Annotated in this window: 19 protein-coding genes; 12 read left to right on the top strand and 7 right to left on the bottom strand. The window is 59.8% G+C overall.

Annotation, left to right across the window (positions count from 1 at the left end; all coding sequences use genetic code 11):
• Position 1 precedes the first annotated feature (1 nt).
• From UB48_RS07310 to UB48_RS07290, 5 genes are all read left to right on the top strand, one after another.
• Positions 2-1,237, top strand: a complete 1,236-nt coding sequence (locus tag UB48_RS07310; RefSeq protein ID WP_045195336.1) for a hypothetical protein — start codon at positions 2-4, stop codon at positions 1,235-1,237.
• Positions 1,234-2,529: a hypothetical protein gene (locus UB48_RS07305; protein WP_045195333.1), complete on the top strand. Its 1,296-nt coding sequence runs from the start codon at positions 1,234-1,236 to the stop codon at positions 2,527-2,529. The genes UB48_RS07310 and UB48_RS07305 overlap by 4 nt, the downstream gene beginning before the upstream one ends.
• A 58-nt stretch (positions 2,530-2,587) precedes the next feature.
• A complete protein-coding gene (locus UB48_RS07300) occupies positions 2,588-3,715 on the top strand; it encodes a glycosyltransferase family 4 protein (protein ID WP_045195753.1) in 1,128 nt (375 codons plus the stop codon).
• Positions 3,716-3,903: 188 nt separating this feature from the next.
• On the top strand, positions 3,904-5,283 hold the full coding sequence (locus UB48_RS07295) for an undecaprenyl-phosphate glucose phosphotransferase (RefSeq protein WP_045195331.1): 1,380 nt from the start codon (positions 3,904-3,906) through the stop codon (positions 5,281-5,283).
• A gap of 26 nt (positions 5,284-5,309) precedes the next feature.
• Positions 5,310-6,548 carry an O-antigen ligase gene (locus tag UB48_RS07290; RefSeq protein ID WP_045195329.1) on the top strand — a complete coding sequence of 413 codons (1,239 nt, stop codon included), beginning with the start codon at positions 5,310-5,312 and terminating at the stop codon, positions 6,546-6,548.
• Positions 6,549-6,626: 78 nt separating this feature from the next.
• Here the strand turns inward: UB48_RS07290 and UB48_RS07285 are convergent, their stop codons facing one another.
• Positions 6,627-7,931 carry a right-handed parallel beta-helix repeat-containing protein gene (locus UB48_RS07285; RefSeq protein ID WP_156160178.1) on the bottom strand — a complete coding sequence of 435 codons (1,305 nt, stop codon included), beginning with the start codon at positions 7,929-7,931 and terminating at the stop codon, positions 6,627-6,629.
• A gap of 220 nt (positions 7,932-8,151) precedes the next feature.
• On the opposite strand from UB48_RS07285, the gene UB48_RS07280 reads away from it, so the two are divergent.
• Together UB48_RS07280 and UB48_RS07275 are read left to right on the top strand one after the other, a co-directional pair.
• Positions 8,152-8,466, top strand: coding sequence for a helix-hairpin-helix domain-containing protein (locus tag UB48_RS07280; protein ID WP_045195325.1), 315 nt, complete (start codon positions 8,152-8,154; stop codon positions 8,464-8,466).
• 151 nt (positions 8,467-8,617) lie between these two features.
• Positions 8,618-9,412 (top strand): SDR family oxidoreductase, encoded by a 795-nt coding sequence (locus UB48_RS07275; protein WP_045195323.1) that lies wholly within the window; start codon positions 8,618-8,620, stop codon positions 9,410-9,412.
• Positions 9,413-9,442: 30 nt separating this feature from the next.
• Here the strand turns inward: UB48_RS07275 and UB48_RS27285 are convergent, their stop codons facing one another.
• Complete coding sequence (locus UB48_RS27285) at positions 9,443-9,610, bottom strand: DUF2897 family protein (protein ID WP_010224101.1); 168 nt, start codon at positions 9,608-9,610, stop codon at positions 9,443-9,445.
• A 179-nt stretch (positions 9,611-9,789) separates the two neighbouring features.
• Here UB48_RS27285 and pyrF point away from each other — a divergent pair, with 179 nt between their 5' ends.
• The gene (gene pyrF / locus UB48_RS07270; protein ID WP_038994059.1) at positions 9,790-10,491 is read left to right on the top strand and encodes an orotidine-5'-phosphate decarboxylase; all 702 of its coding nucleotides are present in this window, start codon (positions 9,790-9,792) and stop codon (positions 10,489-10,491) included.
• Here pyrF and UB48_RS07265 read toward each other — a convergent pair.
• Entirely contained in the window at positions 10,481-11,485 is a 1,005-nt protein-coding gene (locus UB48_RS07265; protein WP_045195321.1) for an NADP-dependent oxidoreductase, read from the bottom strand. The genes pyrF and UB48_RS07265 overlap by 11 nt on opposite strands.
• A 230-nt stretch (positions 11,486-11,715) precedes the next feature.
• Here UB48_RS07265 and UB48_RS07260 point away from each other — a divergent pair, with 230 nt between their 5' ends.
• Positions 11,716-12,477: an SDR family oxidoreductase gene (locus UB48_RS07260; RefSeq protein WP_045195319.1), complete on the top strand. Its 762-nt coding sequence runs from the start codon at positions 11,716-11,718 to the stop codon at positions 12,475-12,477.
• Here UB48_RS07260 and UB48_RS07255 read toward each other — a convergent pair.
• A complete protein-coding gene (locus UB48_RS07255; protein ID WP_045195317.1) occupies positions 12,470-13,639 on the bottom strand; it encodes an MFS transporter in 1,170 nt (389 codons plus the stop codon). The genes UB48_RS07260 and UB48_RS07255 overlap by 8 nt on opposite strands.
• Positions 13,640-13,752: 113 nt before the next feature.
• Here UB48_RS07255 and UB48_RS07250 point away from each other — a divergent pair, with 113 nt between their 5' ends.
• Both UB48_RS07250 and UB48_RS07245 read left to right on the top strand, forming a co-directional pair.
• Positions 13,753-15,150, top strand: a complete 1,398-nt coding sequence (locus tag UB48_RS07250) for a PLP-dependent aminotransferase family protein (protein WP_045195751.1) — start codon at positions 13,753-13,755, stop codon at positions 15,148-15,150.
• A 115-nt stretch (positions 15,151-15,265) separates the two neighbouring features.
• The gene (locus UB48_RS07245; protein ID WP_045195315.1) at positions 15,266-17,206 is read left to right on the top strand and encodes a methyl-accepting chemotaxis protein; all 1,941 of its coding nucleotides are present in this window, start codon (positions 15,266-15,268) and stop codon (positions 17,204-17,206) included.
• Between the two features lie 17 nt (positions 17,207-17,223).
• Here UB48_RS07245 and UB48_RS07240 read toward each other — a convergent pair whose 3' ends face one another.
• Positions 17,224-18,411, bottom strand: a complete 1,188-nt coding sequence (locus tag UB48_RS07240; protein WP_045195313.1) for a benzoate/H(+) symporter BenE family transporter — start codon at positions 18,409-18,411, stop codon at positions 17,224-17,226.
• A gap of 147 nt (positions 18,412-18,558) precedes the next feature.
• Between UB48_RS07240 and UB48_RS07235 the strand changes: the two genes are divergently transcribed.
• Positions 18,559-19,161 carry a glutathione S-transferase family protein gene (locus UB48_RS07235; RefSeq protein WP_045195312.1) on the top strand — a complete coding sequence of 201 codons (603 nt, stop codon included), beginning with the start codon at positions 18,559-18,561 and terminating at the stop codon, positions 19,159-19,161.
• 4 nt (positions 19,162-19,165) lie between these two features.
• On the opposite strand, the gene UB48_RS07230 is transcribed toward UB48_RS07235, so the two are convergent.
• Positions 19,166-19,534 (bottom strand): glutathione S-transferase N-terminal domain-containing protein, encoded by a 369-nt coding sequence (locus UB48_RS07230; protein WP_045195311.1) that lies wholly within the window; start codon positions 19,532-19,534, stop codon positions 19,166-19,168.
• Positions 19,535-19,593: 59 nt separating this feature from the next.
• Positions 19,594-20,139, bottom strand: a complete 546-nt coding sequence (gene folE / locus UB48_RS07225) for a GTP cyclohydrolase I FolE (RefSeq protein WP_045195310.1) — start codon at positions 20,137-20,139, stop codon at positions 19,594-19,596.
• Positions 20,140-20,159 lie beyond the last annotated feature (20 nt).

Here is a 20,159-nt window from a genome sequence, read left to right as displayed (position 1 = left end):
CTTGCTCAGACATGCCAAGCACCTGTTTGCCCAGGCAAGCATTTTTGCGCTGTCGAAATCAGCGGTCTTGCTCGCGCCGTTTTTTGCCGCCTGGAGCTTGAGTACAGGCGAGTACGGCGCTGTCGAATGGTGGCTTTCGGTCTCGATGGTAGTCGGGCCTGTGCTCGCGCTGGGTATGCACGGGGTGATCGCGTATGGGACCTTGGGCGGATCCTTGACGCAACACCTCAGTAGCGCTACCGCTTATGTCCTTGTGGCTAGCACGGTGGTCATTGTAGTGAGTTGTTCAGTGTTTTATCTGGCTTCGCAGCAATGGCTAATTTTTGCCACCGTTATTGGTCTGCAAAGTGCCATTGTAGTGTTGCAGTTGGCTATTTCGGCCCGAATGAAAGCATTGGGCAAAGGTGCTGTGGCGTCGTTGTTCGAAAGCACAGTGTACCTTACCCTGTTAGTGGGCCTGGCAGCCCACTGGCTGGGGATGGACTTCCTGGATGTTTACGTCAAGATCATGACCCTGTGCGGTGGGGTGATGGGGGGAGTTCTGCTCTGGATTTCACCACGGCCTCAGCGCGATGCGTTGAATGTGCGGGCGATGAAAGGTGCACTCCTGCAGAGTTACAAGTTTCTGATTGGTGGCGTCCTAATGGCCGCGTTTATGGGGGGGCCAAGAATTTTGCTTGGACTGCTCGACGACGAAACCGCTGTGGCTACGTTCTCGATCGTGTTCCGTTGGCTATCCATCGCGATTGTCGTTCACCAGTTCATCAATACTGTATTTTTCAAGCGCGTTTACGGCGGTGCGGTGAAGTACAGAAGCGCGGCGATCATGGCCAGTGTGACACTGGTTGGGCTCGCTGCGTTGATAATTGCAATGGCGCTTGTGTTTATCCCCGGGGAGCAATTGGGATTGCCTTGGCCATTATTCGAGGACCGCTGGCTGATCGCAACTATGGCATTGGTGATGGTGTTCTGGGCCGCTAGCGCAAGTCTGGAGGGTGTCCTCGGAAGCGCAGCCCGCCCAGGCCTGCAAACGCTTAGTGTGGCCATGGGAGGCACTACCTTTTTGGCATTCACAGGTATTGGTGTCTGTCTCGGAGTCACTGACTTCAAGTGGCTGGTTTCGCTCGCTTGGATTATCGGATTTTTATCGATCGTGTTAATGCAGTTACGCTGGGTAATGAAGTTGGGGCTGTTCGCCTTCACCCGAGGAAATGCATTAAAAGTGGGGTCGCGATGACACCATTGTTCATAAGGCTCGCGGTGTTTCCGCCTTATCGGATTTTCCTGTGGGGCGGTTTGTGCTGTGTGTTGATCTGGTTGTGTGCCCCTATTGATTACTCGTACGAGGCAGGACCATCGTCGCTTTTTATCCTGCTCTCATATGTGTATCTGTTCCTCCTGACGTTGTTTTTTGCGTGCGGGCAGATGCGGGCGCGGGTACTGACTTTTGAATGCGAGGCAGGTTCGATTAGCCGCCTGGTCTGGTTTATCTATGGCCTCGGAAGTATCGGCTTGCTGTTGCGTGTTATTGAGCGGATCTTTATGCGGGCCGGTGGAAACCTAAGTTCAGATTTCATGGAGAACCGTGAGCTGATTGCCTCTGGAGGTTCAGGCAGTCTTGCCTTGTTAGGTGGGGTGTTATCGTCATTCTTTCTGTTCTTGCCCATCTTTATCTGCATGATGCGCGTGGCTGGTGCTCGCCGTTGGTATCATTTTCCGATGTTGTTTTGCTGCCTATTATTCGCCGTGTTCGACATGGTGATTCAGGGCTCGCGAAGCATTTTGGTGGTATTTATGGCGACTTCGCTAATGTCAGCATTGATGACGGGATATGTCCGCTTGTCTCTCAGGAATCTGGTTCTCGGGGTAGTGGTGGCGATCGCCTTTATTTGGTTGGGTGGCATGGTTTTCTGGATCCGGACCCAGCAAATGGGCATGGATCCGGTGGCATCAATGGAGCTTTCCGGGTATGCGCGATTCGCTCCGGCCAGCGCGCAAGTGGTGGACTACCTCGGACAAAACGATAGTTCGGGGCTCGCTGGTCTGGTCTATGCGCTGACCCATTTTTCCCAGTACATCACCCATGGGTTATATGAGTTTTTCTATCTCACCTCATTGGTTGATGGCGCAAGTACTTATGGGCTGCACAGTTTTTATATTCCCGCCAAGATTGTCATGGCCGCTCTCGGCAAAGGTGATATCGAGGATGTGTTAAGCGCTGGAGTTATCCGCCCCGGTGTTTACACGACGCTCTTCGGGCCTGTGGTATATGATTTTGGCATCTGGGGCGGTGCGTTGGCCTGTGTGGTTTTTGCGTCCGTGCTCGGCCTGGTCGCCAGGGCCCTGCGGTATCGGCGTCTGGCCTGGTTGCCGATGTACCTGATTTTTTGTTCGTTCTTGCCGTTCTTTCTGGTCGTCAATCTGTTTGTCAGTGGTATCGGACAGTACGCAATGATTGCCGCAGTGCTCCTGGGATTGATACTCCGCGTGTTCTATTCAACGTTGTTCAAAGCGTCTGACGCGGTGTAACAGGCAGTCGCGGCAATACATTGATTTTTTGAAAATTTGCGATGGTGATGTAGTGAATATCAGGGTAGCGGTTGTTCATGATTGGCTGGTGACATTCGCAGGTGCAGAGAAGGTGTTGGCTGAAATTATCAGTCTCTGGCCTCAGGCAGATCTGTTCTCTGTGGTGGATTTCTTTTCTGACGCCGAGCGTAAAAAGATCGGTGGCAAAGTTGCCACGACGACCTTCATCCAGCGTCTTCCACAGGCCCGCAAGCGCTATCAACTGTACTTGCCGTTGATGCCACTGGCGATTGAACAACTGGACCTGTCGGGTTATGACCTGATCATCAGCAGCAGCCACGCGGTGGCCAAAGGGGTGATGACCGGCCCTGACCAGTTGCACATCTGTTATTGCCACTCACCGATCCGCTACGCCTGGGACCTGCAGAACCAGTACCTGATCGAGTCCAACAAGAGTGAAGGGCTCAAGGGCTGGCTGGCCCGTTACCTGCTGTTCAAAATTCGCAACTGGGACGCGCGCACGGCCAACAACGTCGAGCATTTCGTCTCCAACAGCAATTACATCGGCCGCCGTATCGGCAAGGTCTACAAACGTGAGGCGACCACCATCTACCCGGGGGTGGATGTTCAGGACTTTGCTTTCACGCCTGACAAGGAAGACTTCTACCTGACCGCTTCGCGCATGGTCCCCTATAAAAAAATGGACCTGATTGTCAGGGCCTTCAGTGCCATGCCCGACAAGAAACTGGTGGTGATCGGCGACGGGCCGCAGTTCGATAAAGTCACGCAGGCTGCCGGACCGAATGTGCAGGTGCTGGGGTATCAGCCTTTCGAGGTCCTGCGTGACCATATGCAGCGGTGTCGGGCATTTGTGTTCGCTGCCGAGGAGGACTTTGGCATCACCCCGGTCGAAGCCCAGGCTTGCGGCACGCCGGTCATTGCCTTCGGTAAGGGCGGTGCCCTCGAAACCGTCGTCGAGGGAAAAACCGGGATGTTTTTCTATGAGCAGACCGAGGCTGCGATTTGTGCCGCCATCAGCCAGTTTGAAAGCGCTGGGGATTTTGATCCGGCAAGCATTCGTGCGCATGCCGAACAATTTGCTCCCGAGATTTTTCGAGAGAGGTTCAAGCGTTTTGTCGATGACAAGTGCCAGACGTTTTTCGCTGGCTGGCGACACCATCAATAACGTGTGATGAAAGCTGGTGCTGTCGGGAGCAGACCAGCAGCCAGTCAACTTCGGGTTGGCTGCATCGATGGCGATCATGGGCAAAGAACCCAGGCGCCATAGGGCAATAACAAGCAACATTTTTATAGGACTTCCGGGGCGCGGCCAAGAGGCCGTCAGGCTCCGGAATGGGGGAGGATGTGTAGGGTATGGAACTGATCAATCGTTATCAGCCCACGTTTTCAGAGCGCTATCCGGTACCGTTCGTTGTAGCGTTGCTGGATATGTTGATTGTTATTGTGGCCTCCTTGCTTGCCCACGATTATCGATTTGCAACGTTTGACATGGCAGGCCGCTACAACACCACGACACTGCTGATCGCGGCGGTTGTTGTCCTGTGTATCACCTTTGGCGGCGGCTATGGATCGCAACGTGGCGTATCCATCTGGCGGCAACTGGGCATTCTTCTGGCGTGCTGGTGTCTTGCTGCGGGAATCTTGTTGTCGCTGTCATTCTTCTTGAAAGTGTCGGGTAATTACTCGCGGATATGGTTTTCTTCGACCTTGATTCTGGGCGCAGTATTCAGCCTGTCGTTTCGCGTGATCGTTTATCTGGTCCTGCGCCAGCTGCGATCTTCGGGGATGAACCTGAAGTCTGTTTTGCTGGTAGACACCGGTGGCGAAACGGCACGGCGCCTGAACCGTACACGCAAGTTGAACGAGTTTGGCTTCAAGGTGGCGACGTCCTTCAACTATCGGGCAGACGAAAGCTGGTTGGCCGAGCTGGTCGAACAAGTTGAAAGGCATGGGGCTCATGAAGTCTGGCTGTGCTTGCCGCTTAGCGAGGGCGGCGGTATTCAGGCGGTAATGTACGCCTTGAGGCATCACACGGTGGCAGTACGCTTCATTCCGGAGTGGGGCGATATCCGCTTGCTCAATCATCGTGTCAGCTACATTGCCGGGCTGTATTCGCTGGACTTGAGCTGCAGTCCGATCGACGGGCCGGCGCAGATCGTCAAGCGCCTGGAAGATCTGGTGGTCGGCGGCCTGATCAGTCTGATGATCCTGCCGGTATGTGCCGTCATCGGCATTGTGGTCAAGCTCAGCTCGCCTGGCCCGATGTTGTTCAAGCAGTACCGCACCGGGATCAATGGGGTGCGCTTCAAGGTGTACAAGTTCCGTTCGATGGTCGTCCACGATGACAAGGACGTAACCCAGGCGACGCGCAACGATATGCGTGTGACCAAAGTGGGCGCGTTCTTGCGGCGCACCAGCCTTGACGAACTGCCACAGTTCTTCAATGTCCTTCAGGGGCGCATGTCCCTGGTCGGGCCACGTCCTCATGCACTGGTACATAACGAGTATTACAAGGACCTGGTCGAGTCTTATATGCAGCGGCACAAAGTCAAGCCGGGTATCACCGGTTGGGCTCAGGTCAGCGGTTTTCGTGGTGAAACCGACACCCTCGAGAAGATGCAGAAGCGGGTGGAACATGATCTCTGGTACATCGATAACTGGTCGCTGTGGCTGGACCTGAAGATCATTGCCAGCACCGTGTTCAAGGGGTTCATCAACAAAAATGCGTTCTAGAAGGCGGTTTGATGTGAGTGTTGACCATGGGTAGCTACTGGAATGATGACAGTCGTTGGCGGTACCTGACAGGCTGGGTGTTGGCACTGGGCTTGTTCGTGCTGATCAGTGGCAAGGTATGGTTGACCTCAGGGAGCGCGCGTAACAGTCAGGTGTATTTCCTCTTGCTGTTGCCGGCCCTGATCTACCTGGTGGCCGTTGTCGCGACCAGAAGGGCCCGGCTGCCAGGTGTGTGTTATTGGGTGTGGGCGAGTTACCTGGTTTGGGTGGCGCTTTCCGGACTGTGGTCATCGGGCAGTGAAGTGGATGCCCTCGCGTTAGCCAAGCGCGGCCTATTTATAGCGTTGTTCATGGTCGCGGTACATATGCTTGTCGATAGTTCGCCTCAGGTGTTTCGCAGGGTGTTATCTGGTGCAGTGATCGTGGTTGCACTCGGTGCCTTGGCGACCCTGTACTTTCAGTTTTACTGGCTTGATCGCTCCTTTCACTACCGTGCTTTTCGGCTGGATCGACTGGGGATCGGTGAGTTTGCCAATTACCGTTATCCTGTGGCCGCCGGGATGTTCCATGGTGCCATCGCCAGTTGGGCGTTTGCCCTCGCTGTTGATAGAACGGCATCGCTACGCAAGGCCGTTGTCTGGATGCTGGTGTTTATGGTGCTTGCGGCCTATGTGCTATTAACCTACGCACGAGGTGCGTGGATTGCGCTGGCGGCAAGTTGCTTGTTGGCAATCCTCCTCCAGCGCTCAAGGCTAGGGTGGTGGCTGTTTAGCGTGGGCCTGGCTGTCGGGCTGGTGGCTGCTCTTATCTGGAAAGATCACTTGCTAAACGAGCTTCTGACGCGCCGGCTTTCTGGTCGTAGCCCCATCTGGGAGTATTTTTTTTCGAGCATGTCAGGCTCATGGATCGCAGGCCATGGGCTCGGTACGCCCTTTGCTTACCATTGGCCGGACGGCAAGACAGTCTCACCCCATGCCCACAGCCTTTATCTACAGCAGGTGTATGACAGCGGGTTGGTTGCAGTGGGGCTTTTATTGGCGGGACTCGGCTGCGTTATGAAAAAAGCCTGGAAAATGCGCCATGATCCATTGGTATGTCTGGCGTTGCCAGCGTTGTGCTATGCGCTAATTGTCATGCTTACAGACGTAGAAAGGATCTACACGCGGCCAGGGGATTACTGGACTATTGTCTGGCTGCCATTGGCGGTACTGCTTGCCGTTACCCAGCGGGGCAGAGGGCTTGAACGTTGCGCCAAGAACGACTGAAGTCAACGTGACTGTCGATATTGTTGGTATAAAAAAGTCGCCCGCAGGCGACTTTTTTATACGCAGGTACCGAACTACTTAAACTTCGCTGAAATGCAGTACTTGACCGCCTTTATCGCTTACAAACTTGCCGACTGTATTATTGGCGTGATGGAGTACCGTGCCTTCACCAGCAACCCGCACTGACGTCCCCTTGGTGTTGCCTTCACTGCAATGTTCCATCCAGACGGTGCGTACACCTTGAGCTCCGAAGTTCATCGGATGCGTCCCCAGACTTTCCTCGCAGTGCACGCCATACCACCAGGAGATGCCTTGGCTACCGGCACCGGCACCGCTGTCGACGATATTAGGGCCAAACGATTTGCGAATGTCACAGCCCATGATGACGGCCAGCCCGCTATCATTCATCGATAAACCGCTTTGGCTGTTACGCGTGGAGCCGTATGTATCTACATCGCCGGCGTACCTAACCTTGGTATTGATAACGATGTGCTTGGGTTGGGTATCACCGCTTTTACGTGAGACCAAACCATGGTCGCGGCTACGATAGATTTCGCAGCCATCGAGAACAACATAGCCGCCTTCGTTGGCGATACCTGAACCCGGGGAATACCAGAATGCGCAGTTCTTGAAGACTGCCTTGGACACCAGGCCAGAGGCATTCAGTACCCATGGCAGGACACCGAGGAACAGTATGTTTTCGAAATAGGCTTCACCGCCTTGTACGCGCATTGTGGTAGTGCCGGGCTGGCGATACACAATGCCGAGGATATCTTTCAGTGCGTCGACGTTAGTTGCAAGTTTTTTGCTGACATAGAGCGTGCGTTCTTTCTGATCAAAGAACCAGCCTTCCTCGCCAGCCTGTTCCAGGTCGGCGAACTCGCGCAGCGGCTTTGGCCGGGAGTATTCGTCCAGCGCATTCGATACAGTAACGGCCCGTGGATCGGAGCCGGCCGGAATCAACGCGCGGTAAAACTTGCCGCCCTGGGCCCAGTCGAGCGCTTTGGGCTCAGGCCCCGGCGCGCGGATGACGGTCAGCTTGCTCAGGTCAAACGGGCCTTGGTTTGGATTGCTGGCGCCAATGAAACTGCGAGCACTGGCACCCGAGCCGTTGTCGATGCGGATCTGGAAAGGATCATGCGCGCCGGCTGCCAGCGACTCGGCATCGGCCGACGGCAGCATGGAAATCTTGTCCATGATCTTGGCCGCGTCTTTACTTACTGTAACGGTTCCATCGGCATTCAGGGCCAGCAAGTCAAACGGTAGCCAGTCCATGCCGGTTGGTGTTTTAAGTGCATTCGACGAACCCGAAACAATAACTTTCGTGGCGATCCCTGCCAGGGCAACCACGCCCAGGCCAACAATAAATTCCCTTCTACGCATTTGACTCCCCCTCACAAAGTGCGCGGGAGTTTACTACATCTGTTGTAGTGGGGCGCGTTTGCACAAGCGTTTGTGCTACGGCTACGCTCGAATTCTGTTGAGACTTGTTTGGTAAAACAATCCGCTGTGGACACATTTGCGCCGACTCTCTTGCCGGTCTAGGTTTCGGTAGCAGCCAAGGAAATGCTGCTCTGCAAATTCATAGCCAAGGAGTTTCCCCATGCGCAACACCGTCCTGTCGTACCTCTTTCTGCCACTGTTTACTGCCGTCTCGCTTTCGGCAATGGCGGCGCAACCACAAGTCGAGCCGACGGCCGCCATGGTCACTTTGCCGGTTGCCAAGCTCGATTTGAACCAGGCCGATGCCACAACCCTGCAAACCACCCTGACCGGCATTGGCAAAACCAAAGCCGAAGCCATCGTCGCCTACCGTGATGAGCACGGCGCCTTCACCTCGGTGGATGAACTGCTCGAAATCAAGGGTATTGGCAAGGCACTGCTGGATCGCAATCGGGACAAGCTCACGGTCAATTGATCACCCACAGGGAAGGAGCCGGTCATTGACCGGCTTTTTCTTGGCTGTGCGATGCCTTTGGTCGGCTCGGGTTGATAAAATATTATGATCATAATATTTTTATCTGGCGCACTTGTTCCTCTCTTTCGTCGAGCCTTTGGAGATCACTGTCATGTCGAATTCTTCATTAACCACTACGGCACTGGTCACCGGTGCATCGTCAGGAATCGGTGCTGTCTACGCCGAGCGCCTGGCTGCACGCGGGCACGACCTGCTTCTGGTCGCACGGGACGGCCAACGCCTGCAGGCGCTGGCGAATGAGTTGCAGGCTCGTCATGGCGTAAGTGTCGAAGTGCTGACTGCGGACCTTGTCGAAGCCGCCGACCTTGCCCGGGTCGAGAAGCGTCTGCGTGACGACCACAGCATTGCGGTAGTGGTCAACAATGCTGGCATCGCCCTGCATGGCACCCTGGCGGAGGTTACCGCGCAACAGATCGATGCAGTGGTCGCACTCAACATCGTCGCTGTCACCCGCCTGGCTTCTGCTGCTGCGACACAGTTCGCCAACGCCGGCCGGGGGACCCTCATCAACATCGCTTCAGTCGTGGCCCTGGCGCCGGAAATGTTCAACGCCGTCTATAGCGCGAGCAAGGCCTATGTCCTGAGCCTGACCCAGACGCTGAGCGGTGAGTTGAAAGACAAGGGGATACAGGTTCAGGCTGTACTGCCCGGGGTGACCCGTACGGAAATCTTCGAGCGTTCAGGCCTTGACGTGAACCAGATCGACCCGCAGATGGTGATGGAAGTAGGGGAGATGGTTGACGCGGCACTGAGCGGGCTGGACCAGAACGAGCTGGTAACCATTCCTTCATTGCCGCAAGCGGCGGATTGGCAGGCGTACATCAAGGCGCGGGATGCGCTGGGGCCGAATCTTTCGCGCAGTTCGGCGGCGGCGCGCTACAAGTAACGCCGTGCGTTGCCGGGCCGTGCAGAAGGCTCAGCGATCCTGCGCATCCTTGGCATCCATCTCGGCATTGCGCTCATGCACACGTTTGAGCTGCTCCTCGGTCAAGGGCAGCTTTTTCGCGGTATCGCGCAGCAACATCAGGCCACCGACGATGGAGCCGATTGCGAGCACCAGAATCAACCAGGCATACCAGGGCATGTAATTCTCCTTTTAAACAGCAAATCACACTGCTTCACTAAATTGGAGCCAAAGCATCATTCATTGGTTCAATTATAGGGGCAGGGGTGGGCCGCGGCCATTTCGCGATCATCGGCCCCCCACGGGCCGCCGCTTCGTTTACAATGCGCGCCGTTCAAGACTTGCCAAGAGACCCGCCCATGTCCGCCTGCCAGACGCCCATCATCGTCGCCCTGGATTTCCCTACCCGTGACGCCGCCCTGAAGCTGGCCGATCAGCTCGATCCCGCCCTGTGCCGGGTCAAGGTCGGCAAGGAGCTGTTCACCAGCAGCGCATCGGGCATTGTCGAAACCCTGGTCGAGAAGGGCTTCGAAGTGTTCCTCGACCTGAAGTTCCATGATATCCCCAACACCACCGCCATGGCCGTCAAGGCCGCCGCGGAGATGGGCGTGTGGATGGTCAACGTGCACTGCTCCGGTGGTCTGCGCATGATGTCGGCCTGCCGTGAGGTGCTGGCCCAGCGCAGCGGCCCGCAGCCGCTGCTGATCGGCGTGACGGTGCTGACCAGCATGGAGCGCGAAGACCTGGCCGGTATTGGCCTGGACATCGAGCCGCAGGAGCAGGTGCTACGCCTGGCGGCCCTGGCCGAGAAGGCCGGCATGGACGGCCTGGTGTGCTCGGCGCTGGAAGCGCCGGCGCTGAAGGCTGCGCACCCGTCACTGCAACTGGTGACCCCGGGCATTCGTCCGGCCGGCAGCGCCCAGGACGACCAGCGCCGCATCCTGACCCCGCGTCAGGCCCTGGATGCCGGCTCCGACTACCTGGTGATCGGTCGCCCGATCAGCCAGGCCGCCGACCCTGCCCAGGCGCTGGCAGCAGTGGTCGCCGAGATCAGGGCTTAAGCACCAGCTTGCCGAAATTTTCCCCGCTGAACAGCTTCAACAGTGTCTCGGGGAAGGTTTCCAGGCCTTCGACCACATCCTCCTTGCTCTTCACCTTGCCGGTTGCCAGCCAGCCGGCGATCTCCTGTGCCGCCTTAGGGTAGTTGGCGGCATGGTCCATGACCACGAAGCCTTCCATGCGTGCACGGTTGACCAACAGTGACAGGTAGTTGGCCGGGCCCTTGACCGCCTGCTTGTTGTTGTACTGGCTGATGGCGCCACAGATGATCACTCGCGCCTTGAAGTTCAGACGGCTGAGCACGGCATCGAGAATCTCGCCGCCGACGTTGTCGAAAAACACATCGACGCCTTTCGGGCATTCGCGCTTGAGGCCTTCCAGGACGTCCTCTGCTTTGTAGTCGATGACCCCGTCAAAACCCAGTTCATCTTTAAGGTACTGGCACTTTTCGCTGCCGCCGGCGATACCCACTACACGACAGCCCTTGAGCCTGGCGATCTGCCCGGCAATGCTGCCGACCGCGCCCGCAGCACCGGAAATCACCACGGTTTCGCCTTCTTTCGGGGTGCCGACGTCGAGCAGGGCGAAGTAGGCGGTCATGCCGGTCATGCCCAGCGCGGACAGGTAGCGCGGCAGCGGCGCCAGTTTCGGATCGATCTTGTAGAAGCCCTGGGGCTCGCCGACAAAATAGTCCTGGATACCCAGGGCGCCGTTGACGTGATCGCCGACGGCGTAGCCCGGGTGTTTCGAGGCAATCACCTCGCCGACGCCCAGGGCGCGCATCACCTGGCCCAGGGCCACTGGCGGGATATACGACTTGCCTTCGTTCATCCAGCCGCGCATGGCCGGGTCCAGGGATAGATACAGGTTTTTTACCAGGATCTGGCCTTCGCCAGGTTCGGCCACCGGCACCTGTTCGTAGCTGAAGTCGTCGCGGGTCACGGCGCCGGTCGGGCGTTTGGCGAGCAGGAAGCGGCGATTGGTCTGGGCAGTCATGGCAAGGCTCTCGATTGAAGGGCAATGCTTGTTGATAGACCTTGTTTGGCCAGGCGGCAAGGTTTACCCGCCTGGCGAATGCACGGTAATCCACTGCGCTGATTGATCCTGGGGAAGACAATCACCCAGGCCGATAGTGCACCAACCGGCGCCCTGATGATGCTGCCCAATGGCGCTGATCGCTGCCTAGACTCCTGATCACTGACCTCACTTTGTTGCAGGAGCTAGCGATGAGCATGCGTTTTTCTGGCCAGGTTGCCCTGGTCACCGGTGGTGCTGCGGGGATTGGCCGGGCGACGGCGCTGGCGTTTGCCGCCGAGGGCTTGAAAGTGGTGGTGGCCGACCTTGATGCCGTAGGTGGCGAAGGCACGGTCGAGCTGATCCGCAACAGCGGCGGCGAGGCGCTGTTCGTCAGTTGCAACGTCACCCGCGAGGCCGATGTGCGGCAGTTGATGGGGCGCACGGTCGAGGCTTACGGGCGCCTGGACTACGCCTTTAACAACGCCGGTATCGAGATCGAGCAGGGCCGCCTGGCCGAAGGCAGCGAGGCCGAGTTCGACGCGATCATGGGCGTCAACGTCAAGGGTGTGTGGTTGTGTATGAAGTACCAGTTGCCGTTGATGCTCGCCCAGGGCGGCGGCGCCATCGTCAATACGGCATCGGTGGCCGGCCTTGGCGCCGCGCCGAAGATGAGCATCTACAGCGCTTCCAAGCATGCGGTGATCGGCCTGAGCAAATCGGCGGCCATCGAGTACGCCAAGAAGAAGATTCGCGTCAACGCCGTGTGCCCAGCGGTGATCGACACCGACATGTTCCGCCGCGCCTATGAGGCCGACCCGCGCAAGGCCGAGTTCGCCGCCGCCATGCACCCGGTCGGGCGCATCGGCAAGGTCGAGGAGATCGCCAGTGCGGTGCTTTACCTGTGCAGCGATGGTGCGGCGTTTACAACGGGCCAGGCCCTGGCAGTCGATGGCGGCGCCACGGCTATTTGACGCCTGCCAGCGCAGGCAGAGCGAGCGCCTTGTGGCTGCGTGCCAGGGCCAGGCCCACCAGCAGGCAGCCAACCACTAACACCAGGCCGAACACCAGCAGGGCATTACCCGGGCCGAGGCGATCGACCAGCAGCCCGGTAAGGATGACTGGCAGGCTGAAGCCCATGTAGGCCAACAGGAAGAAGCCTGCGCTGGCGCGGGTTTTTTCCTCGCCCGCCAGGGTGTTCACCGCTGACAGCCCGCCCAGGTAAATAAAGCCATAACAGGCACTGCTGGCGGCGATGGTGCCCAGCAGCACTGCCGCCAGCGCGCCGCTGTCGGCGCCCCAGGCCAGCAGCGCGTAGCTGCAGGGCAAGATCACCAGGCCAATGGCCGTGGCCCGCACCGGCGCCAGGCGCTTGGCCAGAGGCTGGAACAACAATCCGCAACTGATCACGCAAAAGGTCGAGAACCCCGACCAGTTGGCCAGGCCATGCTGTTTGAGGATCGACGGCAGCAAGGCAATCACCAGGCCGACACAGGCCCAGGCCAGCAGAATTGCCAAACCGTAGGGCAGGCTGCCGGCCGGGTAGCAGGGCAGGCGCAACAGCGCGGCAGGTGGGGCCAGGCGCCGGTCGGGCAATTGCCATACCGCCAGCATCGCCAGGCAGGCCAGCGCCAGGTGCAGATAGAAGCTGCCCGGGGTCAGGCTTGGGCCATTGAGCAGGAACAGGCTGGTCAGCGCCGCGCCGAGGCCAAAGCCCAGCGAAGTGCTGGCGGTGACCCAGGTGGCGGCATGGCGGTTGTCGCCGCCGTGCATCAGTTCGCCCATGTAGGCAGTGCCGGTGGCCGACGCCAGCGCAGTGCCGATGCCCAGCAGCAGGCGCGCCAGGCCCAGGGTCTTTAGCCCTGGCGCCAAGAGCATGAGCAAGGTGGCAAGCATCGACAGGGCCAGGGCGATGAGGATCAGCGGCCGCCGCCCGACCCGGTCGGCCAGGCCACCGAGCAACAGCAGAACCGGGATTACCCCCAGCACATACCCGCAGAAGGCCATGGCCGTGGCCCCGGCGCCCTCACCGGAAAGCTCGGCGTAAGCGGTGTACAGCGGTGCCTGCAGGTTGACCGCAAAGGTGATCAGGCACAGGGCGAAGGCCAGGAGGGCGGGGTGGCGCGGGGTGGGCATGGTTCGGCTCCTTGTCGATGGGCCGACTATCCGGTGATCGCCTGGGCGTCACAAGGCACACTGGCGAGGGTTTTGTGGTTAACTGTTCGGATAAAATCAGCGAACACTTTGCCATGCACCTGAGCCTCGATCGCCACTCCTCCCGCCCGCTCGTGCAGCAACTGAGTGAGCAATTGCAGGCCTGGATCGAACACCAGCGCCTGCGCCCGGGTAGCCGCTTGCCGTCGATTCGCCAACTGGCCCGCGAGCAGGGTGTCAGCCAGTCCTGCGTGATCGAAGCCTACGACCGGTTGGTGGCGGCGGGCTGGCTGCAGGCGCGCCATGGCGCCGGATTCTTCGTCGCCGAACAGCGCCTGCAGGCGTCGCTGGTTGATCAGCCGATCCATGACGAGGCCTTCGACAGCCGCTGGCAGCAGTTCACCGATGACCCCGGCGAGTTGCTCAAGCTCTGCTGTGGCTGGGTACCTTCCAGCTGGCGCGCTACCGAAGCCATTGCCCAGGCGCTGCGCCAGGTCAGCCGCGGCGCGGTCGAGGACTTGATCGACTATTGCCCGCCGCTGGGCCTGGCCAGCCTGCGTACCCAGTTGCACAAGGGCCTGGGGCAGATCGGCATCGACGCCGCGCCCGAGCAGATCCTCACCACCCAGGGCGCCAGCCATGCCCTCGATTTGCTGGTGCGCACGTTGCTCAAGCCCGGCGACAAGGTGCTGGTGGAAAGCCCGGGCTACTACAACCTCTACAGCCTGTTGCGCCAGCATCACGTCGACATGCTCGAAGTGCCGCGTACCCCGCAGGGGCCTGATCTGCAGGTGCTGGAGGCGCTGCTCAAGCAGCACCGGCCACGTTGCCTGTACATCAACAGTCTGTACCAGAACCCCACCGGCAGCAGCCTGACGCCCAAGGTCGCCTATCGCTTGCTGGAGCTGGCACGCGAACACGACCTGCTGATCATCGAGGACGACATCTACGCGGACTTTCAGGACGGTGCGGTGACGCGTCTGGCAACCCTGGACGCTGAACAGCGGGTGATTTACCTGGCGAGCTTTTCCAAGACCCTGAGCAGTTCGCTGCGGGTTGGCTACCTGGTGGCCAGGGCGGAACTGGTTGCGCGCCTGGCGGAATTGAAAATGGTCAGTGGCCTGGGGACTTCGCGGTTTACCGAGCAGGTGGTGGCGCAAATGCTCGGCAACGGCAGCTACCGCAAAAGCACGGCGCGTCTGCGCCTGCGCCTGGCCCAGCACATGGCCAAGGCGCTGGGCCAACTGGAGGCCTATGGCTGGGAGGTGTTTACCGAGCCCTATGGCGGCATGTTTGTCTGGGCGCGCTGCCCGGGACGCAGTTTTGCCGAGCTCAGCCGCGAGGCCCAGGCCTGTTCGGTGCTGTTGGCGCCGGGCAGTGCCTTTGACCCCCAGGGCGCTGCCTGTGACTGGCTGCGGATTAATGTCGCCTATGCCCAGGACCAGCGCGCGCAGGCGTTCTTTCAGCGCGCCGGACGACCTCGGCAGTCCTGAAAACGACGCAACTGTAGCTTTTTGCCATTATTCCGACGCCGGGATCTTGTGCCGCTGGCCGTGCCATTGCCACTCTTGAGGCTTGATGCATTTGCGGGCAGCAGGGGGTAGTGCGATGAGTTCGGCCAAGCGTGGTTTTTTCGCCAACCTGGGCATGGCCCGCAAACTCGGGCTGGGCTTTGCCCTGGTGCTACTGCTGACGGCGGTGGTGGCGGCAGCGGGGGTTGCCGCCCTGCACGGCGTCGGGCAGCGCTTCGATGGCTTGAAGCAGATGGCGGCGCTCAATACCGCGCTGCTCGATACCCGCTTGCAGGAACAGGCATTCGCCCTGCGCTCCGATCCCAAGTCGGTAGACGCGGTGCACCAGCGCCTCGACGCCCTGCAAGAGCAAGCCCGGACGCTGGTGCAACTGAGCGGCGTCGACCAGGCGCTGAACGACTACCGCCAGGCCTTTGACCAGTTCGTCGAACTGACCCAGGCCAAGGAGTTGGCGCTGGACATGGCCAGCTGGTCGGTCTCAAGCGTGGCCAACAACCTGGATGTGCTGCAGTCCGGGCTCGCCGACGACGGCACCTATACCCTGAAGGACACCCAGGGCCAGCAGGGCGCCGAGTTCGTCGAGCAAGCCGGGCAGGTGGCCCAGGTCGCACGGCTGATGCTGCAGGCCATGGACGAAGCGCGCGTGCGTCTTGAGCAGAATCGCAAGGGCGCCGACGATGCCCGCCAGGGCCGCATCGAACAGACCGAGCAGGCAGCAGCACTGGTCGAGCAATTGAAAACCGCGGTGACCGACGCTGGCTATCAGACCGTGCTCGGCGAGGTCAGCACGCACATCGCCAGTTTCACTGAAAAACTTGCTGAATACACCGACTTGCTTGGCCGTGAGCAACAGCTCAAGCAGCAATTGCAAGCGCGTGCCGAACAGGTCACCCGCCAGGTCGACCAGGCCCGGCTCGCTGAGGATCAGGCCATGCAAGGCGAGCTGCAGCGCAATGCTGTGCTGATCCTCGGCGCTGCGCTGTTGGCGCTGTTGGTCGGGGTGCTGGCGGCCTGGCTGATCACTCGCGCCGTGGTCGGGCCGTTGCGCCAGGTGATGGGCCGCGCCCAGCAGATAGCCGCCGGTGACCTGCGTGGTGAAATCAGTATCGATCGGCGTGATGAGGTCGGTCAGCTGATGCTGGCCATGCAGCAGATGGGCTCGGGCTTGAGCGCCATCGTCAGTGGCCTGCAAAACGGTATCGAACAACTGGCCAGCAACGCTCAGTCGCTGTCGGCAGTCACCGAGCAGACCAACCGCGAGGTCAACAGCCAAAAGGATGAGACCGAGCAGGTAGCTACCGCCATGCAGCAGATGACCGCTACCGTGCATGATGTTGCGCGCAACGCCGAAGAGGCTGCCCTGGCGGCGCAAACGGCGGACGACAAGGTCGAGAGCGGTCAGCAGGTGGTGCGCCAGAGCATGCAGCGGATCGAGCAACTGGCGAGCTCTGCTGAATCAGCCAGCCAGAGCATCGACAACCTCAGCAGCGAAGTGCAGAACATCGGTCAGGTGCTGGAAGTGATCAAGAGCGTCGCCGAGCAGACCAACCTGCTGGCGCTCAACGCCGCCATCGAGGCCGCGCGGGCCGGCGAGCAGGGCCGCGGTTTTGCCGTGGTCGCCGACGAGGTGCGGGCACTGGCCCGGCGTACCCAGCAATCGACCGAGGAGATCGAGCGCCTGGTCAGCAGCTTGCGCAGCGGTGCCCAGGCCTCGGTGGCGCAGATCCAGGGCAGTGCCGAGCTGGTCAAGCTGGCCGTCAGCGATGCCCTGCACACCGAAAGCGCCCTGGGCAGCATTGCCGCGGCAGTCTCATTGATCCAGCAGATGAACCAGCAGATTGCCGCAGCGGCGCAGCAGCAGAGCTCGGTAGCCGAGGAGATCAACCGCAGCGTCACCCAGATCCGCAGCAGCGCCGATCAGTCGGCGCTGGCCATGCAGGGCAACGCCAGCTCAAGTATCGAGCTGGCGCAGTTGGGCAATGACTTGAAGGGGATGGTCGGGCATTTTCGCCTGTAGGAGCGGCGTCCCTACGACTATTTACGCCAGTTGAGAATCATCAAGGTCAGCACCCCGGCGACGATCCCCCAGAATGCCGAACCGATCGAGAACAGGGTAAAGCCAGAGGCGGTGACCATGAAGGTGATCAGCGCCGCCTCGCGCTCCCTGGCCTCGTTCATCGCCACGGTCAGGCCATTCATGATCGAGCCGAACAATGCCAGGGCGGCAATCGACAGCACCAGCTCCTTGGGCAGGGCGGCGAACAGCGCCGCCAGGGTGGCGCCGAAGACCCCGGCGATGCCGTAGAAAATCCCGCACCAGACGGCCGCGGTGTAGCGTTTGCTGGGGTCTTCATGGGCATGCGGGCCGGTGCAGATCGCTGCACTGATGGCGGCCAGGTTGACGCCGTGGGAGCCGAACGGTGCCAGCAGCAATGAAGCCAGGCCGGTCACCGTGATCAACGGCGAGGCCGGCACCTGGTAGCCGTCGGCGCGCAGCACGGCGACACCGGGCATGTTCTGCGAGGTCATGGCCACCACGAACAGCGGAATGCCGATGCTGATGGTCGCCGCCAGAGAGAAACTCGGCGTGGTCCACACCGGGGTGGCCACTTCCAGGCTGAAACCGCTGAAATCCAGCAGGCCCATGGCCCCGGACAGCACCGTGCCGACCACCAACGCTGCCAATACCGAGTAGCGCGGCGAAACGCGCTTGATCAACAGGTAGCTGAAGAACATGCCCAGCACCAGCGCGGTCCGATGCTGGGCGGCAATGAAAATCTCGCTGCCGATCTTGAACAGGATCCCGGCCAGCAATGCCGAGGCCAGCGAGGCCGGAATGCGTTTGACCAGGCGCTCGAAACTGCCGGTCATGCCGCAGATCACCACCAGCACCGCGCAGGTGACATAGGCACCGATCGCTTCGCCGTAGCTGACCCCGCCCAGGCTGGTAATCAGCAGCGCCGCGCCGGGGGTCGACCAGGCGACGGTGATCGGGGTGCGATAGCGCAGCGACAGGCCGATACTGCACACCGCCATGCCGATCGACAGCGCCCAGATCCACGATGAGATCTGCCCCGTGGTCAAGCCGGCAGCCTGGCCGGCCTGGAACATCAGCACCAGGGAGCTGGTATAACCGGTGAGCATGGCGATGAAGCCGGCCACCACCGCAGACGGCGAGGAGTCGGCCAAAGGGCGCAATTGCGCGGACGTGGCGTCGGGCATGGGGGCATTCCTTGTTCTGGATGTAAGCAGTTTTTTCAGACTACCGTGCGTACTGTTGATCTTTGCCATACAGCAGGCATTGCAATTAGCCGTACAGTCGCCAACTATGGGCGCGGGTTCGATTCAGCATTACGAAGAGGGGGAGCGATGTACAAGGTTTACGGCGACTACCAGTCGGGCAACTGCTACAAGATCAAGCTCATGTTGCACCTGCTCGACCTGCCTTATGAATGGCATTCGGTGGATATCCTCAAGGGCGAGACGGAAACCCCTGAGTTCCTGACCATGAACCCCAATGGCAAGGTGCCGGTGCTGGAACTCGAGGATGGCACCTACCTGTGGGAGTCCAACGCGATTCTCAACTTCCTCGCCGATGGTAGCGAGTTCCTGCCCACCGAACCGCGCTTGCGCACCCAGGTGCTGCAATGGCAGTTCTTCGAGCAGTACAGCCATGAGCCGTACATCGCCGTGGCACGCTTCATCCAGTTTTACCTGGGGCTGCCGCAAGAGCGGCTGGAGGAGTACAAGACCCTGCACAAAGGCGGCTACAAGGCCCTGCGGGTGATGGAGAAGCAACTGCAGCTAACGCCTTACCTGGTGGGTGATCGCTATTCGATCGCCGACGTCGCGCTGTACGCCTACACCCATGTCGCCCACCAGGGCGGCTTTGACCTCGACGGCTACCCTGGCATCCAGGCATGGCTGGAGCGTGTGGCCAGCCATCCCCGTCATGTGACCATGCTCGGTTGAGCGATCAGGCGGCAAAACGCTTGTTGAGGTAGTCGATGATCACCTTGGATTCATACATCCAGGTGGTCTTGCCGTCTTCCTCGATACGCAGGCACGGCACTTTGATCTTGCCGCCTTCGGCAAGCAGGGCCTGGCGATCCTGTTGGTTGTTCTTGGCATCGCGCAGTGCCACCGGCACGTTCAGGCGGTGCAGGGTGCGGCGGGTTTTCACGCAGAACGGGCAGGCATGAAACTGGTACAGGCTCAGGCCCTTGGCCTGTTGCTCGACCAGGGCCTGGGCGGCCGGGTCGCGCTTGAGCTTGGCCGGGCGGCTGATCCAGTCACCGAACACAATCAACTGGCCGAGGCCCACACGCAGTGCTTTGACGATCATGGCAACTCCAAAGGATAAAAAAAGCCGACCACGAAAGGTCGGCTTGCAGTCTGGCCCGATTACTTGATCAGGCTGAGAAACTCGCTGCGGGTCGCGGCGTTTTCGCGGAATTCGCCGAGCATCACCGAAGTGATCATGGTCGAGTTCTGTTTTTCCACACCGCGCATCATCATGCACATGTGTTTGGCCTCGATGACCACGGCAACGCCCAGGGCGCCGGTGACCTGCTGGATCGCTTCGGCGACCTGGCGGCTGAGGTTTTCCTGAATCTGCAGGCGGCGTGCGTACATGTCGACGATCCGCGCCACCTTCGACAGGCCCAGGACCTTGCCGTCAGGGATGTAGGCCACGTGGGCCTTGCCGATGAACGGCAGCATGTGGTGTTCGCACAGCGAGTACAGCTCGATGTCCTTGACCAGGACCATTTCGCTGTTATCGGAGCTGAACAGGGCGCCGTTAGTCACTTCTTCCAGGGTTTGCTCATAACCGCGGCAAAGGTACTGCATGGCCTTCGCAGCCCGCTTGGGCGTGTCGAGCAGGCCCTCGCGGGAGACATCCTCGCCAAGCTGGCCAAGGATCGCGGTGTAGTTCTGTTCCAGGGACATGGATCTACCTGTGGGATTTA

Origin of the sequence: Pseudomonas sp. 2(2015) (assembly GCF_000955865.1) — a bacterium.
Taxonomy (GTDB): Bacteria; Pseudomonadota; Gammaproteobacteria; order Pseudomonadales; family Pseudomonadaceae; genus Aquipseudomonas.
This window is presented reverse-complemented; position numbering and strand designations above follow the sequence as displayed.

What these genes read in the sequence shown, in the direction of transcription:
- UB48_RS07235 (WP_045195312.1), top strand. Translation starts at nt 18,559, where the DNA reads ATGTACAAGGTTTACGGCGACTACCAGTCGGGCAACTGCTACAAGATC.
- UB48_RS07265 (WP_045195321.1), bottom strand. Translation starts at nt 11,485, where the DNA reads ATGACTGCCCAGACCAATCGCCGCTTCCTGCTCGCCAAACGCCCGACC.
- UB48_RS07250 (WP_045195751.1), top strand. Translation starts at nt 13,753, where the DNA reads ATGCACCTGAGCCTCGATCGCCACTCCTCCCGCCCGCTCGTGCAGCAA.
- UB48_RS07255 (WP_045195317.1), bottom strand. Translation starts at nt 13,639, where the DNA reads ATGCCCACCCCGCGCCACCCCGCCCTCCTGGCCTTCGCCCTGTGCCTG.
- UB48_RS07230 (WP_045195311.1), bottom strand. Translation starts at nt 19,534, where the DNA reads ATGATCGTCAAAGCACTGCGTGTGGGCCTCGGCCAGTTGATTGTGTTC.
- UB48_RS07245 (WP_045195315.1), top strand. Translation starts at nt 15,266, where the DNA reads ATGAGTTCGGCCAAGCGTGGTTTTTTCGCCAACCTGGGCATGGCCCGC.
- UB48_RS07280 (WP_045195325.1), top strand. Translation starts at nt 8,152, where the DNA reads ATGCGCAACACCGTCCTGTCGTACCTCTTTCTGCCACTGTTTACTGCC.
- UB48_RS07240 (WP_045195313.1), bottom strand. Translation starts at nt 18,411, where the DNA reads ATGCCCGACGCCACGTCCGCGCAATTGCGCCCTTTGGCCGACTCCTCG.
- pyrF (WP_038994059.1), top strand. Translation starts at nt 9,790, where the DNA reads ATGTCCGCCTGCCAGACGCCCATCATCGTCGCCCTGGATTTCCCTACC.
- UB48_RS07295 (WP_045195331.1), top strand. Translation starts at nt 3,904, where the DNA reads ATGGAACTGATCAATCGTTATCAGCCCACGTTTTCAGAGCGCTATCCG.
- UB48_RS27285 (WP_010224101.1), bottom strand. Translation starts at nt 9,610, where the DNA reads ATGCCCTGGTATGCCTGGTTGATTCTGGTGCTCGCAATCGGCTCCATC.
- UB48_RS07275 (WP_045195323.1), top strand. Translation starts at nt 8,618, where the DNA reads ATGTCGAATTCTTCATTAACCACTACGGCACTGGTCACCGGTGCATCG.
- folE (WP_045195310.1), bottom strand. Translation starts at nt 20,139, where the DNA reads ATGTCCCTGGAACAGAACTACACCGCGATCCTTGGCCAGCTTGGCGAG.
- UB48_RS07290 (WP_045195329.1), top strand. Translation starts at nt 5,310, where the DNA reads ATGGGTAGCTACTGGAATGATGACAGTCGTTGGCGGTACCTGACAGGC.
- UB48_RS07305 (WP_045195333.1), top strand. Translation starts at nt 1,234, where the DNA reads ATGACACCATTGTTCATAAGGCTCGCGGTGTTTCCGCCTTATCGGATT.
- UB48_RS07285 (WP_156160178.1), bottom strand. Translation starts at nt 7,931, where the DNA reads ATGCGTAGAAGGGAATTTATTGTTGGCCTGGGCGTGGTTGCCCTGGCA.
- UB48_RS07260 (WP_045195319.1), top strand. Translation starts at nt 11,716, where the DNA reads ATGAGCATGCGTTTTTCTGGCCAGGTTGCCCTGGTCACCGGTGGTGCT.